Annotated in this window: 14 protein-coding genes; 8 read left to right on the top strand and 6 right to left on the bottom strand. The window is 67.6% G+C overall.

The features are described from left to right. The first annotated feature begins 49 nt into the window (after window positions 1-49). Complete coding sequence (locus tag PHLH3_RS00515; RefSeq protein ID WP_213627535.1) at window positions 50-1,354, top strand: EAL domain-containing protein; 1,305 nt, start codon at window positions 50-52, stop codon at window positions 1,352-1,354. 137 nt (window positions 1,355-1,491) lie between these two features. Here the strand turns inward: PHLH3_RS00515 and PHLH3_RS00520 are convergent, their stop codons facing one another. After that, window positions 1,492-3,267 carry an ATP-binding protein gene (locus tag PHLH3_RS00520; RefSeq protein ID WP_213627537.1) on the bottom strand — a complete coding sequence of 592 codons (1,776 nt, stop codon included), beginning with the start codon at window positions 3,265-3,267 and terminating at the stop codon, window positions 1,492-1,494. Next, window positions 3,264-4,610, bottom strand: a complete 1,347-nt coding sequence (gene algB / locus PHLH3_RS00525) for a sigma-54-dependent response regulator transcription factor AlgB (protein WP_213627539.1) — start codon at window positions 4,608-4,610, stop codon at window positions 3,264-3,266. The genes PHLH3_RS00520 and algB overlap by 4 nt, the downstream gene beginning before the upstream one ends. A gap of 228 nt (window positions 4,611-4,838) precedes the next feature. On the opposite strand from algB, the gene PHLH3_RS00530 reads away from it, so the two are divergent. From PHLH3_RS00530 to PHLH3_RS00555, 6 genes are all read left to right on the top strand, one after another. After that, on the top strand, window positions 4,839-5,672 hold the full coding sequence (locus PHLH3_RS00530) for a BON domain-containing protein (protein ID WP_213627541.1): 834 nt from the start codon (window positions 4,839-4,841) through the stop codon (window positions 5,670-5,672). Between the two features lie 29 nt (window positions 5,673-5,701). Next, the gene (locus PHLH3_RS00535; RefSeq protein WP_213627543.1) at window positions 5,702-6,136 is read left to right on the top strand and encodes a PA2169 family four-helix-bundle protein; all 435 of its coding nucleotides are present in this window, start codon (window positions 5,702-5,704) and stop codon (window positions 6,134-6,136) included. Between the two features lie 250 nt (window positions 6,137-6,386). After that, entirely contained in the window at window positions 6,387-6,650 is a 264-nt protein-coding gene (locus tag PHLH3_RS00540; RefSeq protein WP_173174818.1) for a hypothetical protein, read from the top strand. A gap of 19 nt (window positions 6,651-6,669) precedes the next feature. Then, window positions 6,670-6,864: a hypothetical protein gene (locus tag PHLH3_RS00545; RefSeq protein ID WP_213627545.1), complete on the top strand. Its 195-nt coding sequence runs from the start codon at window positions 6,670-6,672 to the stop codon at window positions 6,862-6,864. Window positions 6,865-6,895: 31 nt separating this feature from the next. Further along, window positions 6,896-7,057, top strand: a complete 162-nt coding sequence (locus tag PHLH3_RS00550) for a DUF1328 domain-containing protein (protein WP_021218842.1) — start codon at window positions 6,896-6,898, stop codon at window positions 7,055-7,057. A 9-nt stretch (window positions 7,058-7,066) separates the two neighbouring features. Then, on the top strand, window positions 7,067-7,531 hold the full coding sequence (locus PHLH3_RS00555) for an inhibitor of vertebrate lysozyme family protein (RefSeq protein WP_111259338.1): 465 nt from the start codon (window positions 7,067-7,069) through the stop codon (window positions 7,529-7,531). A 285-nt stretch (window positions 7,532-7,816) separates the two neighbouring features. On the opposite strand, the gene wrbA is transcribed toward PHLH3_RS00555, so the two are convergent. After that, a complete protein-coding gene (wrbA, locus tag PHLH3_RS00560; protein ID WP_213627547.1) occupies window positions 7,817-8,413 on the bottom strand; it encodes an NAD(P)H:quinone oxidoreductase in 597 nt (198 codons plus the stop codon). A 139-nt stretch (window positions 8,414-8,552) separates the two neighbouring features. Here wrbA and PHLH3_RS00565 point away from each other — a divergent pair, with 139 nt between their 5' ends. Next, entirely contained in the window at window positions 8,553-9,779 is a 1,227-nt protein-coding gene (locus PHLH3_RS00565; protein ID WP_213627549.1) for a spore maturation protein, read from the top strand. Window positions 9,780-9,931: 152 nt separating this feature from the next. Here the strand turns inward: PHLH3_RS00565 and PHLH3_RS00570 are convergent, their stop codons facing one another. The 3 genes from PHLH3_RS00570 to PHLH3_RS00580 all read right to left on the bottom strand — a co-directional run bounded on the left by PHLH3_RS00570 (window position 9,932) and on the right by PHLH3_RS00580 (window position 13,697). Then, on the bottom strand, window positions 9,932-10,957 hold the full coding sequence (locus tag PHLH3_RS00570) for a DUF6602 domain-containing protein (protein ID WP_213627551.1): 1,026 nt from the start codon (window positions 10,955-10,957) through the stop codon (window positions 9,932-9,934). A gap of 219 nt (window positions 10,958-11,176) precedes the next feature. Continuing rightward, complete coding sequence (locus PHLH3_RS00575) at window positions 11,177-12,214, bottom strand: DUF5924 family protein (RefSeq protein ID WP_213627553.1); 1,038 nt, start codon at window positions 12,212-12,214, stop codon at window positions 11,177-11,179. 91 nt (window positions 12,215-12,305) lie between these two features. Beyond that, window positions 12,306-13,697: a pitrilysin family protein gene (locus tag PHLH3_RS00580; protein ID WP_213627555.1), complete on the bottom strand. Its 1,392-nt coding sequence runs from the start codon at window positions 13,695-13,697 to the stop codon at window positions 12,306-12,308. Window positions 13,698-13,745: the final 48 nt, after the last annotated feature.

Genomic DNA, 13,745 nt, shown 5'->3' on the forward strand with positions numbered 1-13,745 from the left:
CTGGCGGTGGGCTATACCTCACTGATCTCGCCAAGACGCGCTTGCCATCATGCAGCCCCCACTTTCCCGTTGGCGCCGCACCCTCTACCAGCCCCTGCCCGTGGCCATCCTGGCCGGCCTGCTGAGCGCCTGCCTGTTCGTGCTGGCGAGCCTGTGGCTGGCGGCCCAGCAGGCCCAGCGTGCCGAGCAGGAACAGATGAAGGTCCAGGGCGAACGCTTCCTGCAGCGCCTGGAGCAGGTGTTCGGCCAGCTCCACGAGGCCCTCGACAAGCTCGAAGCCCAGCCCCTGCGTGGCTGCGACATGGCCATGGTGGAGACGCTGCGGCAGATCAACTTCCGCTACCGCTTCATCTACGAGGCGGCCTTCATCGGCGGCGGCCAGCGCTGCTCCTCCTGGCCGCGGCAGAACTCCTTCGGCCCGGAGCGCCCGGCGGACATCGTCGGCCAGCGCCAGAGCTACTGGCTCAACAGCACCGACCAGCCCGACGACAACCTCGCCGCCCTGCTGTCGCTGCTCTGCGGCGTGCTCGCCTACTACGCCATGTGCCGCCGCCAGTCCCTCAGCGGCGAGCTGCAGGGCGCCATCCGCCGGCGCGAGCTGCGGGTGCGCTACCAGCCGCTGTTCGACCTGGCCAGCCGCCGCTGCGTCGGTGCCGAGGCCCTGGTGCGCTGGCGCCGTACCGACGGCAACATGATGAGCCCGGACCTGTTCATCCCCCTGGCCGAGAGCACCGGGCAGATCCGCGACATCACCGACTTCATGATCGAGCAGGTGCTGGCCCAGCAGAGCGCCTTCCTGCGTGCCAACCCGGAGCTGTACATCTCCATCAACCTGGCGGCCTGCGACGTCGGCTCGCCGCGCATCGCCCCGCTCACCGCCGCGCTGCTGGCGCGCTACCAGGTGCCGGCGCGGCAGATCGCCTTCGAGGTCACCGAGCACGGCCTGGCCGATATCCAGGCCGCCCAGGAGGTGCTCGGCCAGCTGCGTGCCCAGGGCCATCGCATCCTCATCGACGACTTCGGCACCGGCTACAGCAGCCTCGCCTACCTGCAGGCGCTGCCGGCGGATGTGTTGAAGATCGACAAGGCCTTCGTCGACGCCCTCGGCCACGACGCGGCCAGCAGCGGCGTGGCCCCGCACATCGTGCACATGGCCCAGGCGCTGCAACTGAAGGTGGTGGCCGAAGGCATCGAGCACGAGGCCCAGGCGCTGTTCCTCGCCAGCGAGGGTGCCCACTACGGCCAGGGCTGGCTGTTCTCGCGGCCGCTCACCGCCGCGCGTTTCCGTGACCTGGTGGCCGGCCAGCTCGACCTCGCCCAGGCCCTCAACGACGAAACCCTGCCCGCCGCCTGATCGCATCGGGAAACCCGTCGCTCCGAGGTGATGGGTTTCGCTTCGCTCTACCCATCCTACGAGGACGTTCGAGCCCGCCCTCGTAGGAGCGAGCTCTGCTCGCGAAGCGCCCCGGGGATGAAGGGAAAGGCGCGCCGCTAGAGCGGCAGCGCCAGGTAGAACTGCGCGCCCTCGCCGGGTCGCGAGTAGATGCCGATGCGCCCGCCATGGAGCTGGACGATCTCCTTGCACAGCGCGAGACCCAGGCCGACGCCGCCGGTGTAGCTGCCCAGCTGCACGAAGGGCTCGAAGATGCGCGCCTGCTGGCTGTAGGGCACGCCCTCGCCGTTGTCCTCGACGCTGAGGATCACCCGCTCGCCATGGCGCCGCGACTGCAGGCGGATGTGCCCGCCGTTGGGCGTGTGGCGGATGGCGTTGCTCACCAGGTTGTCCAGCACGCGCTCCACCTGCGGCCGGTCGATGGGCACGCGGGGCAGCGGCTCCAGGAGGTCCAGCTCGATGCTGATGCCCTTGGCCTGCGCCGGCTCCTGGAAGCGCGCGCGCAGGCTGCCGAGCAGGTCGTCGATGTCGCAGGGCGCCAGGTTCAGGGTCTGCATGCCGTTCTGGTAGCGGGAGAAGTGCAGCAGGTCGTTGATCAGCCGCACCAGGCGCTGCATCTCCTCGTCCACGGTCAGCAGCAGGTCGGACTCGCGCGACTCCTCGGCGAAATCCAGGCGCTCGCGCAGCAGGCCGAACGCCATCTGCATGCCGGTCACCGGGGTGCGCAGCTCGTGGGAGGCGCGCAGCACGAACTCGTTGCGCACCCGCTCGAACGCGCGCTGCTCGGTGACATCGCGCAGCACCATCACCGCCCCGAGGATGCGCTCCTCGTCCAGGCTCACCGGCGTCAGGCGCCAGCTCAGCAGGCGGCTCTCGCCGTCGGCCTCGATGCTCAGGTCGTCCGGCTCCTGGGCCAGGGTCTCGCCGCGCAGCACCTGCTGGGTGGGCAGCTCCATGGCGGGGTTGTTCATGGCATGGCTGAGGGTCTGGCCGAGCTGCTCGGTCTCCCAGGCCAGCTGGCGCTGGGCCACCGGGTTGGCGTGCTCGATGCGGCCCTGGCGGTCGAGGATCAGCAGGCCGTCGTCGATGCTGTCGAGCACCGCCTTCAGGCGCCGCTGCTCGGCCAGCAGCTTTTCGATATTGGTTTCCTTGAACAGCCGCAGGCCCTCGGCCATCAAGCCGAAGCGACGGCTCAGCGAGGCCATCTCGCTGACCGTGGAAATCGGCAGGGTCACCTGGAAGTCGCCCTGCCCGATCCGGTCGGCCGCGCGCGCCAGTGCCTCGATGGGCTGGCCGAAGCGGCGGGCGATGCCGTGGGCGGTGACGAAGCCGATCATCAGTACGGCGATGCCCAGCACGCCCAGCAGCGTCGCGACCAGGCTGGCGCGCTCGCGGGCGGACTGCTCGGCCTCGGCGGCGCTGTGCAGCGCGTGCTTCTGCAGCGCCAGCATGGCGTTGCGGGTGGCGTTGAGCGCCTGGCTGAAATCGTCGTCGCGGCTATCTCCGTCCGCGCGCTCGCTGACCCGCAGGAAGTCGCCATAGGCATCGGCGATGGCCTGGAAGCCCTGGCGGGTCTGCTCGTCGCGGGCATTCATCAGCCCCTGCTGGAGGATGCCGAGGAAGCGCTTCTGCGAAGCCTGCAGCCCCGGCACGTCGGGGCGCTCGCGCGTCAGGTTGACCAACTGGTCGCCCAGGTGGGTGCGCAACTGCTCGCCCAGGCCGATGGTGGCGAAGTTGTAGGTGATCAGTTGCTCCTGCGAGCGGGCCAGTTGCATGACGCTGATCAGCCCCAGCAACAGGCCCAGCAGGGCGACGGTGATCAGGGCCGAGATGCTGAGAAAAAGCCGCGTGCGCAGCTTCATCGGCAGTTTCATAGACCGTACTGCTTGCGTTTTCGATAGAGCGTCGAGGCGTCGATCCCCAGGGTCCTGGCGGCCTGGTCGAGGGTTTCGCTGGCCGCGAGGACGGCAGCGATATGGGCCTTCTCCAGGTCTTCCAGGCTCATCGAGGCGCCAACGCGCGGTGCGTTGTTGGCCGGCGCCTCGCTCAGGCCCAGGTGGGCGATCTCCACCAGCTCCTGGCCGCAGATGATGCTGGCGCGCTCGATGACGTTGCGCAGCTCGCGCACGTTGCCCGGCCAGTGATAGCCCAGCAGGGCATCGCGCGCGGCGTCGCTGAAGCCGCGTGCCGGGCGCGCGTAGTCCTTCACGAAGCGGGCGAGGAAGCGCTCGGCCAGGCCGATCAGGTCCTCGGTGCGCTCGCGCAGCGGCGGCAGGTGCAGGGTGATGACGTTGAGGCGGTAGAGCAGGTCCTCGCGGAAGCGGCCCTCGCGGACCATTTCGTCGAGGTTGAGGTTGGTGGCGGCGAGGATGCGCACGTCGGCGCGGCGGGTCACCGCGTCGCCGACCCGCTCGTATTCCTTGTCCTGGATGAAGCGCAGCAACTTGGGTTGCAACGTGAGGGGAAAGTCGCCGATCTCGTCGAGGAACAGCGTGCCGCCGTCCGCCTGGTTGACCCGGCCGAGGGTGCTCTCGCTGGCCCCGGTGAAGGCCCCGCGGCTGTGGCCGAAGAGCTCGCTTTCCATCAGCTCCGCCGACAGCGACGGGCAGTTGATGGTCACGCAGGATTTCTTCGCCCGCTTGCTCCAGCCGTGAATGGCGCGGGCCAGCTCGCCCTTGCCGGTGCCCGACTCGCCGAGGATGAGGATGTTGGCGTCGGTGCTCGCCACCTGACGCGCGGTTTCCAGTACCGCCATCATCGCCGGGCTCTGCGAGTCCAGGCCGTCGCCGGGCTTGCGCACCTCGCCTTCCAGGGCCTCCAGGCGCGCCGTGAGCTGGCGTACCTCCAGTTGCTTGGCGGCCGAAAGGCGCAGCTGGTCGGGGCTGCACGGCTTGACCAGGTAATCCGCCGCGCCGGCCTGCATGGCATCCACGGCGGTGTCCACCGCCGAATGCGCGGTGACGATCACCACGCGCATCCAGGGTGCCTGCACGCGCACCTGCGCGAGCACATCCAGGCCGTTGTCCTCGCCCAGGCGCAGGTCGAGGAAGCACAGGTCGAAGACCTGGCGCTGCAGGATGGCTTCGGTCTGCGCCGCGCTGCTGGCGGTGGCCACGCTGTAGCCCTCGTCTTCCAGGCAATAACGGAAGGTGCGCAGGATCGCCGACTCGTCGTCGACCAGCAGGATGCGTCCCTTGGTTTCCGTCGCTGTTGCCATTTTTTCGCTCCGCATTGTTCAGTCGTACCGCTTAGTCCAGGAATTATCGTGCAAGTTGCATGGTTCTTTCATACATGTATTGCAGCCTGCATGCAGTGCCTATTTTGAAGCTGAGAATAACTAGCTGATTCAAAAGGAGAAAATATACATTTCAGAGGTGGCACAGCCCTTGCGATTCACCTGCATCAGGAGGCGCTCCAGCGCCGGAATGGATGACAGGAGGTTCCCATGCGGCAATTGCGCAGGCTCGTGCTGATGGCCGTCTGCAGCACGCTGGTCGTCGCCTCGCCGACTCGTTCGCTGGCACGCGAGGGGGTGACCCAGCAAGTGCACGAAGCTCGTCAGGAAGGCTCGGTGTGGACCGCCTTCGCCTTCAACCGTCATCTGTCCCCCTTTTCCCTCAACGTCGATGTCGAAGGCAGCGTGGCCACACTCACCGGTACGGTGGAGAACGAGGTCAAGCGCGAGTTGGCCGAACAGGTGGCGCTCGGCATCGATGGCATCGAGACGGTGGACAACCGCATCCGCGTCGATCCCGGCGTTCGCCCGCGGCTGGTCTCGGTGGCTGCAGTGGACGAGCGCCTCGACGATGCCACCGTCGAGGCGCGGGTGAAATCCAAGCTGCTGTGGAATACCCGTACCGAGGGCCTGGATATCGGTGTCGAGTCGCGTGAAGGCCTGGTGACCCTCAGTGGCGAATCGGCCAGCGCGCAAGCTCGCGAACTGGCCGGCAAGCTCGCCGCCAGCACCGAGGGCGTCGAGCGGGTGGACAACGCCATCCGCGTGACCGGCGAGCCCGGTACGGTCGCCCGCGCGCAGAGCGAGGTGGCCCAGGCCGGCAACCTGCTCGGCGATGCCTGGATCACCGGCCGGGTCAAGACCCGCTTTCTTTCCAGCGACAACCTTGGCGCCCTCGACATCTCCGTACGGACGGACGAAGGCGTGGTCCACCTCGCCGGCACCGTGGCCACGGCTGCCGAAAAGGAACTGGCCGTGGAAACCGCACGCAATGTCCGCGGCGTGCTCGACGTGCAGGCCGCATCCCTCAAGGTCGCCGGCTGAGGCGATCACCATCGGCAAGGAGAAACTCCATGACCCGTACCACCGCGCAACTCAACGAACTGATCGAGATCACCCGTGACGGCGAGCGCTTCTACCAGCACGCCATCGAGGAAGTGAAGGACCCGGCCCTGCAAGGCCTGTTCCGCGACATGGCCCAGGCCAAGACCCAGGTCATCCAGGCCCTGGCGGTGAAGGTCGCTGCCAACCACGAGGACCCGTCCACCGGCGGCACCTTCGTCGGCAAGCTGCGCCAGGTCTATGCCGATACCCGCGCGTCGCTCTCCAGCGACGAGAAGGCCACCTATGTCGGCCAGCTGGAGGAAGCCGAAGACCGCATCCTGCACGCCTTCGAGGATGCGCTGGAAAGCGCGGAGCCCGAGGTCCGCGGCCTCATCGCCCAGGAGATGCCCCGGGTCAAGGCCTGCCACGACCGCATGCGCAGCCTGAAGCAGTCGATGAAGTGAGCCGGCACCGGACAGGGATGTCCGGCCATGCAAAACGCACGACGCCGCACCGGTGATCATGCAAGTTGCCAGTCACGACGCTCGACGATAGAGAGATAAGTTGTTGAATTTAAAGAGATTTAGTCGGAAGTAAAAACTGGCATGCGCTCTGCAATCTACAGATCAGGAAGCGTCGCCAGGTGGCGATGAAAGCAGGACAGGCAGGGACTCCGGTCCCCCGATCGATCAACGGCCCAGGAGGTTTTTCAGGATGAACCGTCGTCACGCACGTATCGCCCTCGCGGGCAAGCTGCTGCTGGCCACCCTCGCCGTGGCGCTGGTCGTGCTCGCCGGTCAGTCCTGGCGCCTGCACCTGCAGGCCGGGGAGCGCCAGCAGCCGCTGCCGGCGCGGATCGACATCCTCCCGACGCCTGCCGCCTTCCATGCCAACGGGATGCTCCATGACGGCTCGCTGCAGAGCGTGGCCCAGGAGCGCTGGAACGACCAACCCCAGCAGCCCCGCTGGGTGTTCTGAGCCAACAAGGAGATTCGAGATGTGGACCATCGCCCTGTTCCTGGTAGCCCTTCTGGCCCTTCCCCTGCTGATGCTCGGCAGCGCCCTGGCGGTCGGCCAGGCCCTGCAGGACAGCAATGATTTCAGCGGCATCGATTTCGTAAACCCGGCTGCGGAGGAAACGTCCGAAGCGCAGCCCACTCAGCCGCAACCGGCCTGGTCGCCCGCGCGCTGAGAACCCGACAAACCGAAGAAGGAGAACCACCATGCTCAGCTGGGCACTTACATTCCTCGTCATCGCCATCGTCGCTGCGGTACTGGGCTTCGGCGGCATCGCCGGCACCGCTGCGGGTATCGCGAAGATTCTCTTCGTGCTGTTCCTGGTCCTGTTCGTAGTGTCCTTCATCTTCGGCCGCCGCCGGGGCTAGGGAGGCGCGATGCACATCCTGCGCACCCTCTGCGCCGCCACCGCGTTCGGCTTCGCCAGCACCCTGGTGCTGGCGGCCGACACGGACGCGCAGCACAGGCTCAACGAACTGCTGGGCACCGACCCGCAGTACCGCGAGACCTGGCAGGCGCTGGTGGAAGATGAAAGCCGTCTGCCCGATTGGGTGATGAACCTGAGCGGGACGGCACCGCCGATGAAGGCGGTGGACCAGGACGGTGACAAGTTTCTGGTCGGCGAGTTGTGCGAGCCGCACGCCTGCGCCAGCCAACGCCTCCTGGTCGCCTTCAGCTGGGACAAGGAGGACGCCTACGCCCTGCTGGTGCAAGTGCCGGAAGGCCTGCCCCAGGACAAGTCGCCGAGCCGTCACGCCAGCTTCCGATGGCTGGGCGAACCGGACGACGAGGTGAAGGCGATTCTGGACGAACAGCTCAAAAGCGATCCGAACTGGTACTGAAGCCGTTCAGACCACAGGCCCCGCAGGCGGGGCCATGACCAGGGGGCCGGGTTGTACCGCGTCGGTAGAGCGGCACGACCTAGGGGTAAAGGGGTTACCTCCGCGACTGCGGGCCGGGTCAGGCGAAGCCGCCGCCGGGAAGCTGCGATCCAGCTTCCCGGGGGCAGCGTTATCAAGAGCAGCTGCAAGCTGCAAGTTACAAGCTGCAAGTCAAGCCAAGAACAGAAGCCGCGAGCCACTCGCTTTTAACTTGGCGCTTGTAGCTTGCCGCTTGCCGCTATCCCTCTATTGCAACCTGATTGCCAACTTGGCCACGTGGGCGCCCTGGAACTTGGCGAGCGCGAGTTCCTTGCCGGTCGGCGTGCGCGAGCCGTCGGCGCCGGCGATGGTGGCCGCGCCGTAGGGCGAGCCGCCGCGTACTTCGCTGATGTCGGTCAGCTCGGGGGCTGCGTAGGGCAGGCCGACGATGAGCATCCCGTGGTGGGCCAGGGTGTTCCAGAACGAGGTGATGGTGGTTTCCGAACCGCCGCCGGTGCCGGTGGAGGTGAACACGCTGCCGAGCTTGCCCACCAGCGCGCCCTTCACCCAGAGTCCGCCGGTCTGGTCGAGGAAGGTGCGCATCTGCCCGGCCATGTTGCCGAAGCGGGTCGGGGTGCCGAAGAGGATGGCGTCGTAGTCGGCCAGCTCCTGCGGGCTGGCCAGCGCGGCCGGCTGGTCGAGTTTGGCACCGGCGTTGCGCGCGACGTCCTCGGGCATGGTCTCGGCGACGCGCTTGAGGGTGACCTCAACGCCCGGCACGCTGCGCGCACCCTCGGCCACCGCTTCGGCCAGGCGTTCGATATGGCCGTACATGGAGTAGTAGAGCACCAGGATCTTCTTCATCGTCATCTCCCAGGTCTGAGGTCATAAGCGACCGACCCGGTTCAGCCTAGATGGCTTTCATGACATTGCCGGGCGGCTTCCTGGCGCGGGCCGGCTTCGCGCCGCTATCATCCGCGCATCGTTTTTCGGGGGATCGTCCATGCTCAACGGCCTTTGGCTCGGCTTCTTCATGGTCGCCGCGACCGCGGCGCTGGTGCGCTGGATCGGCGGCGACCCGGGCGTCTGGGCGGCCATGGTGGAAAGCCTGTTCGCCATGGCCAAGCTCTCGGTCGAGGTGATGATCCTCCTGTTCGGCACCCTGACCCTGTGGCTGGGCTTCTTGCGTATCGCCGAGAAGGCCGGCCTGGTGGAGGCGCTGGCGCGCCTGCTCGGCCCCCTGTTCCACCGGCTGATGCCCGAGGTACCACCGGGGCATCCCGCCCTGGGGCTGATCACCCTCAACTTCGCCGCCAACGGCCTGGGCCTGGACAACGCCGCCACGCCCATCGGTCTCAAGGCCATGCGCGCCCTGCAGGAACTCAACCCCAGCGCCACCACGGCAAGCAACGCGCAGATCCTTTTCCTGGTGCTCAACGCCTCGTCCCTGACCCTGCTGCCGGTGTCGATCTTCATGTACCGCGCGCAGCAGGGCGCCGGCGACCCGACCCTGGTGTTCCTGCCCATCCTGCTGGCCACCAGCGCCTCCACCCTGGTGGGCCTGCTGTCGGTGGCCGTCATGCAGCGCCTCAGGCTTTGGGACCCGGTGGTGCTCGCCTACCTGGTGCCCGGCGCCCTGCTGCTGGGCGGCTTCATGGCGGTGCTGGCCGGCCTTTCCGCCACCGCCCTCGCGGCGTTGTCGTCGCTGCTGGGCAACCTGGTGCTGTTCGGCCTGATCCTGTCGTTCGTGTTCGTCGGGGCGTTGAAGAAGGTGCCGGTGTACGAAACCTTCGTCGAGGGCGCGAAGGAAGGCTTCGACGTCGCCAGGAGCCTGCTGCCGTACCTGGTGGCCATGCTCTGCGCGGTGGGGGTGCTGCGCGCCTCCGGTGCCCTGGAGTTCGGCCTGGACGGCATCCGCCTGCTGGTGGAATGGGCGGGGCTGGATACGCGCTTCGTCGACGCCCTGCCCACGGCCCTGGTCAAGCCGTTCTCCGGCAGCGCCGCCCGCGCCATGCTCATCGAGACCATGCAGAGCCAGGGCGTGGACAGCTTCCCCGCACTGGTGGCGGCCACCGTCCAGGGCAGCACCGAGACCACCTTCTACGTGCTCGCGGTGTACTTCGGCGCCGTCGGCATCCAGCGCGCCCGCCATGCCGTGGGCTGCGCCCTTTTGGCCGACCTCGCCGGCGTCATCGCCTCGATCCTGGTGTGCTACTGGTTCTTCGGCTGATCCCGGTTCGGCGATTCCCGGGCTGAAGCCCGGCTACCTGCCGAGCCTGTGGGAGCGAATTCATTCGCGATTGGCCGCGCGGGTCGCACCCGCCCTGCGGCCCGTGTCCAGCCTCGTAGGGGCGAATTCATTCGCCCAGCGCCGCCAGGGGCTCAAAGCCCCTTGGCCTTGGCGAAGTCCAGCTTGGGGTCGCGCACGTTGGTGAGGTTCACCGCCGCGCCGGACCAGCCCCCTTCCATGTCCTCGGTCATGTGGTAGCGCAACAGGTTGTACTGGATGGCGGTACCCCCCAGTTGCTGGTGGCCGATGCGCGAGATCACCGTCTCCAGCAGGCTGGAGATCAGGTACTGCAGCGGCGTCGCGGAAGTCTTCAGGGCCAGGCCATAGTCGAAGCGCGCCTGCTCGCTGGTGCGGAAGGCCGAGTAGAACGCCTGCTTGCCGAGGGCAGCGTTCATCGTCTGGTTGTATGACCGGCGACAGGCCTCGAGGTCGTCCGCACCCGGGCGCGGCAGGTCGAGGAAGTTGCTGAGGTTCTTCAGGCTCACGCAGCCCTGGGCGGCGATGACTTCCGGCATCAGCGTGACGTCCAGTTCGCCGGCGGCGTTGGGCACGTTGTGCCAGCGGTTGAGGCTCCCGCGCAGGTCTTCCAGGCTGTTGGCGGTGTAGCCGCGATAGCCGTAGACGTAGGTGGGCGGCAGCACCAGGCCCATGAGCGAGTTGTACTGCTGGATCGAGAGTTCCGTGTGCGGCATGCCGAAGACGCAGCGGCTGTAGTCGTCCAGCGAGGCCTTGAGCAACGAAGGCCTGAGGTTGCGCACCGACTTGCCGTTCTCCAGGGCCTCGAACAGTGTCTTCTCGTTGAGTTGCGACTTGACCTCCACCGTGGCGACCACGCCTTCGATCAGGTACACGTCCGCCGAGCCGAAGGTGCGCAGGGTGGGGAAATCGTTGCGGTAGATGATCAGGTCGATCTGCCTGGAGATGCCGCCTTCGCTATCGACGATCTGCCCCGAGCCGATGCTGATGTTGCTCGGCAGGAAGCGCTTGAGCACATCGCGGATGAAGCTCTCACGCGCATCGCCGAGAACGGTCGAGTGATCGGCGATGGTGCTGCTGACGGCAAAGCTGCTTTCCAGTACCCGGGCGATGGACTTCGCCCAGTCGCTGATGATGGCCATGGCTTCTTCCTTGAGTGGGTGAGCGCAGGGGAATCTACAGGCCCTGAGCCTGTGGGAGCGAATTCATTCGCGATTGGAGGCGGGTTGCACGCCCCTACGGGCCGCCGTCTGCCCAGGGACCTTGTAGGGGCGACTTCAGTCGCCAAGCGGTGCGTAGCAACGCCAACGGCTTCGCGAGCAGAGCTCGCTCCTACGGTCGTGCCTGCGCTGCGCCAGGGCTCAATGGGGCTTGGGCGGCAGCGGGTCGTCGGTGACCTCGAAGCGCAGGGTGCCGATCATCTGGCCGGCCTCGGTCACCACGCGCACCTGCCAGTGGCCCACCGGGTTGGCGGGGAAGTTCTGCTTGTGGGTCCAGGCGCGGTAGCCCTTGTCGCGGCCGCCGTGGATGTCCAGGGCGATGCGGTCCACTTCCTTGCCCTCGAAACGCCACAGGTGATAGATGCGCTCGTTCAGCCCGCGCGGCGCATTGATCGCGGTGTAGGCGTAGAGGCCGTCGCTGCGCAGGTCGGCGGCGGTGACGGTGTGCACGCCCTTGCCGGGGGTGCGCTGGTGGTCGTCGAGCTCCGGGGTCACCGCCACTTCGGTCAGCCAGAGAGTCGCCGGCGGCACCATCACCCGGGTCAGCCAGCCGGCGGCGCCCAGTGCCAGGGTCAGCCCGACCAAGGCCAGGCCGCGCCACCAGCGCTGCACGCGGATGGTGCTGTAGAGGCTGAGGAAGGACAGCAGCACGGCGATGCCCAGGGACCACTCGAAGCTCTGTGCGGTGGTCAGGTGGAGGATGATCGGCAGCGCCGTGAGCAACACGGCGAACAGGGTCAGCGTGTGATACGCGAGGAACAGCCAGCGGTGCGGCGCGAGGAAGCGGTTGTACAGCGGGTCGGTGATGGAAACCACCGCGGCCACCGCCAGCAGCCCGGTGAACAGGGCCTGTCCGCTGTTCCAGCTGGTGGTGATGAGGAAGAAGGGCAGCACGAAGAACAGGCTTTCCTGGTGGATCAGCTGGGTCAGGAAGCGCGTCAGCGGTGGCGGCAGCTCGATCTTGAACAGACGCTCGATGCTGCTGCGGAACAGGTTCTCCAGCAGCAGCCAGAGCCAGCTCACCAGCATGATGATGGCGATCACCTTGGCCAGGCGCGCCCCGCGATCCACCAGCAGGAAACTGCCGACACCCGAGCAGAAGCCGTAGAGCGCGATGAGCCTGGGGTGGCGCTGGATCAGCGCGATCAGGGCGAGCAGGCGGTTCTTCCAGATCGACATGGGCAAGTCGGACAAGGCTGCGGGGGCCGCAGGATACTGCCCGCCCGCCGGCCTGAGAAGGCGCGCGGCTGTCTGGCCGACGGCCTGCGGCTCAGGCGGGTGCGTTGCGCGGAGGCTTGCGGCGCCGGTGCCACAGCAGGGCGCCGGGCAGGGGCAGGGCGAGCAGTGCCGGCAGCAGCCAGCCCAACTGGTCGTAGCCCAGCAGCGGCTGTTCGATGCGGACGTAACCCGGCTGGCGGAACAGCTCGCGGGCGATCGCATCGACCTGTTCCCGTGTCACCGCGCGCAGGGCCGCGGTTTCGTCACCGAAGTGGCCGTCCTGGTAGTCGCCCAGGGCGCCCCAGTAGTAGTCGGCAAGCGCGGTGTTGCCTTGCGCCGCCCACGCCTGGCGGCTGATGGCGAGGCCGCGCAGGCGCTCGAAGGTGGCCGGGTCCAGCCCCTGGTCGCGCAGGCGGGTGGTGATCCGTCGCAACACCGCGAGGGCGGGTTCCACGTCGTCGCGCTCCAGGTCGGCGTTGAGGCTGAGGAAGACCTCGGCGCCGAAGGCACGGCGCTCGGTCCAGGGCCCGTAGGACAGGCCTCCCTGGATGCGCAACTGCTGGTAGAGCTCCCAGTCCAGGTAGTCCTTGAGCAGTTCCCAGGCGGCGTAGTCGGCACCCGCCACCTCCGGTTCCGGGAAGATCCAGTGCAGCGTGGCGCTCTCGCCCACCAGGCCGCGACGCAGGGTGCGGCGCTCGGCGGCGTTGCCGTTGCTGGTGGGCAGCTCCGGGTGCTCGCGCACCTCCACCGGCGCCAGGGCGCCGAAGCGGCGCTCGATGAAGGCCGGCAGCAGGCGATCGAGGTCGCCAACGACGATCAGGCTCATGTTGTTCGGCGCGTACCAGTCGTGGCGCAGGGCCTCCAGGGCCTCGCGCTGCAGGTGCGCCACCTGGGGCCGCTCGGCGCAGGCCAGGCCCAGTTCGACGGCGAGCTGCTCGTGGGCCTCGCGGCCCAGGTCCTGCCGGTCCAGCAGGCGCTCAAGGTGCGAGTAGTGGCCACCACCCTCGCGCTCCACCACCTGCTTGGCGGTGGCGATGCGGGCGTCGTCCAGGGGCGTGTCGCCGAGCACCTGCAGCAGCAGGTCGAGTACCTTGCGCTGGTTCTGCGCCGGCGCCTCGATGACGAAGGCGGTGTCGCTGGTGCTGGTGAAGGCGTTCCATTCGCCGCCAAGGGCCTGCATGCGCGCCTCCAGGCCCGCTTCGCCGTCACCGTCCAGGCCGCTGAAGAACAGGTGCTCCAGCAGGTGCGGCAGCTCCTTGTCGCGGCAGGCGAAGTCGTCGAAGCCGACGCCCACCACCAGGCGGATGGCGACATGGCCACGCTCGGGCGTGGGTTTGAGGATCACCTGCAGGCCGTTCTGCAGTTCGTAGCCTTCGACCTTGTTGCGGTCGGCAGCGTGCACCGGGGTGCCGAGCAGGAGCAGCAGGCAGAGCAGGTAGCGCATGACATGGGTCTGATGGCGAGGAAGCGCCGAGCATAGCGGATCGCCCCC

This window comes from Pseudomonas sp. Pc102 (genome assembly GCF_018408275.1).
In the GTDB taxonomy this organism is placed as follows: domain Bacteria; phylum Pseudomonadota; class Gammaproteobacteria; order Pseudomonadales; family Pseudomonadaceae; genus Metapseudomonas; species Metapseudomonas tohonis.

What these genes read in the sequence shown, in the direction of transcription:
- PHLH3_RS00565 (WP_213627549.1), top strand. Translation starts at nt 8,553, where the DNA reads ATGCTCAACGGCCTTTGGCTCGGCTTCTTCATGGTCGCCGCGACCGCG.
- algB (WP_213627539.1), bottom strand. Translation starts at nt 4,610, where the DNA reads ATGGCAACAGCGACGGAAACCAAGGGACGCATCCTGCTGGTCGACGAC.
- PHLH3_RS00575 (WP_213627553.1), bottom strand. Translation starts at nt 12,214, where the DNA reads ATGTCGATCTGGAAGAACCGCCTGCTCGCCCTGATCGCGCTGATCCAG.
- PHLH3_RS00550 (WP_021218842.1), top strand. Translation starts at nt 6,896, where the DNA reads ATGCTCAGCTGGGCACTTACATTCCTCGTCATCGCCATCGTCGCTGCG.
- PHLH3_RS00570 (WP_213627551.1), bottom strand. Translation starts at nt 10,957, where the DNA reads ATGGCCATCATCAGCGACTGGGCGAAGTCCATCGCCCGGGTACTGGAA.
- PHLH3_RS00580 (WP_213627555.1), bottom strand. Translation starts at nt 13,697, where the DNA reads ATGCGCTACCTGCTCTGCCTGCTGCTCCTGCTCGGCACCCCGGTGCAC.
- PHLH3_RS00535 (WP_213627543.1), top strand. Translation starts at nt 5,702, where the DNA reads ATGACCCGTACCACCGCGCAACTCAACGAACTGATCGAGATCACCCGT.
- PHLH3_RS00530 (WP_213627541.1), top strand. Translation starts at nt 4,839, where the DNA reads ATGCGGCAATTGCGCAGGCTCGTGCTGATGGCCGTCTGCAGCACGCTG.
- wrbA (WP_213627547.1), bottom strand. Translation starts at nt 8,413, where the DNA reads ATGAAGAAGATCCTGGTGCTCTACTACTCCATGTACGGCCATATCGAA.
- PHLH3_RS00540 (WP_173174818.1), top strand. Translation starts at nt 6,387, where the DNA reads ATGAACCGTCGTCACGCACGTATCGCCCTCGCGGGCAAGCTGCTGCTG.
- PHLH3_RS00545 (WP_213627545.1), top strand. Translation starts at nt 6,670, where the DNA reads ATGTGGACCATCGCCCTGTTCCTGGTAGCCCTTCTGGCCCTTCCCCTG.
- PHLH3_RS00520 (WP_213627537.1), bottom strand. Translation starts at nt 3,267, where the DNA reads ATGAAACTGCCGATGAAGCTGCGCACGCGGCTTTTTCTCAGCATCTCG.
- PHLH3_RS00515 (WP_213627535.1), top strand. Translation starts at nt 50, where the DNA reads ATGCAGCCCCCACTTTCCCGTTGGCGCCGCACCCTCTACCAGCCCCTG.
- PHLH3_RS00555 (WP_111259338.1), top strand. Translation starts at nt 7,067, where the DNA reads ATGCACATCCTGCGCACCCTCTGCGCCGCCACCGCGTTCGGCTTCGCC.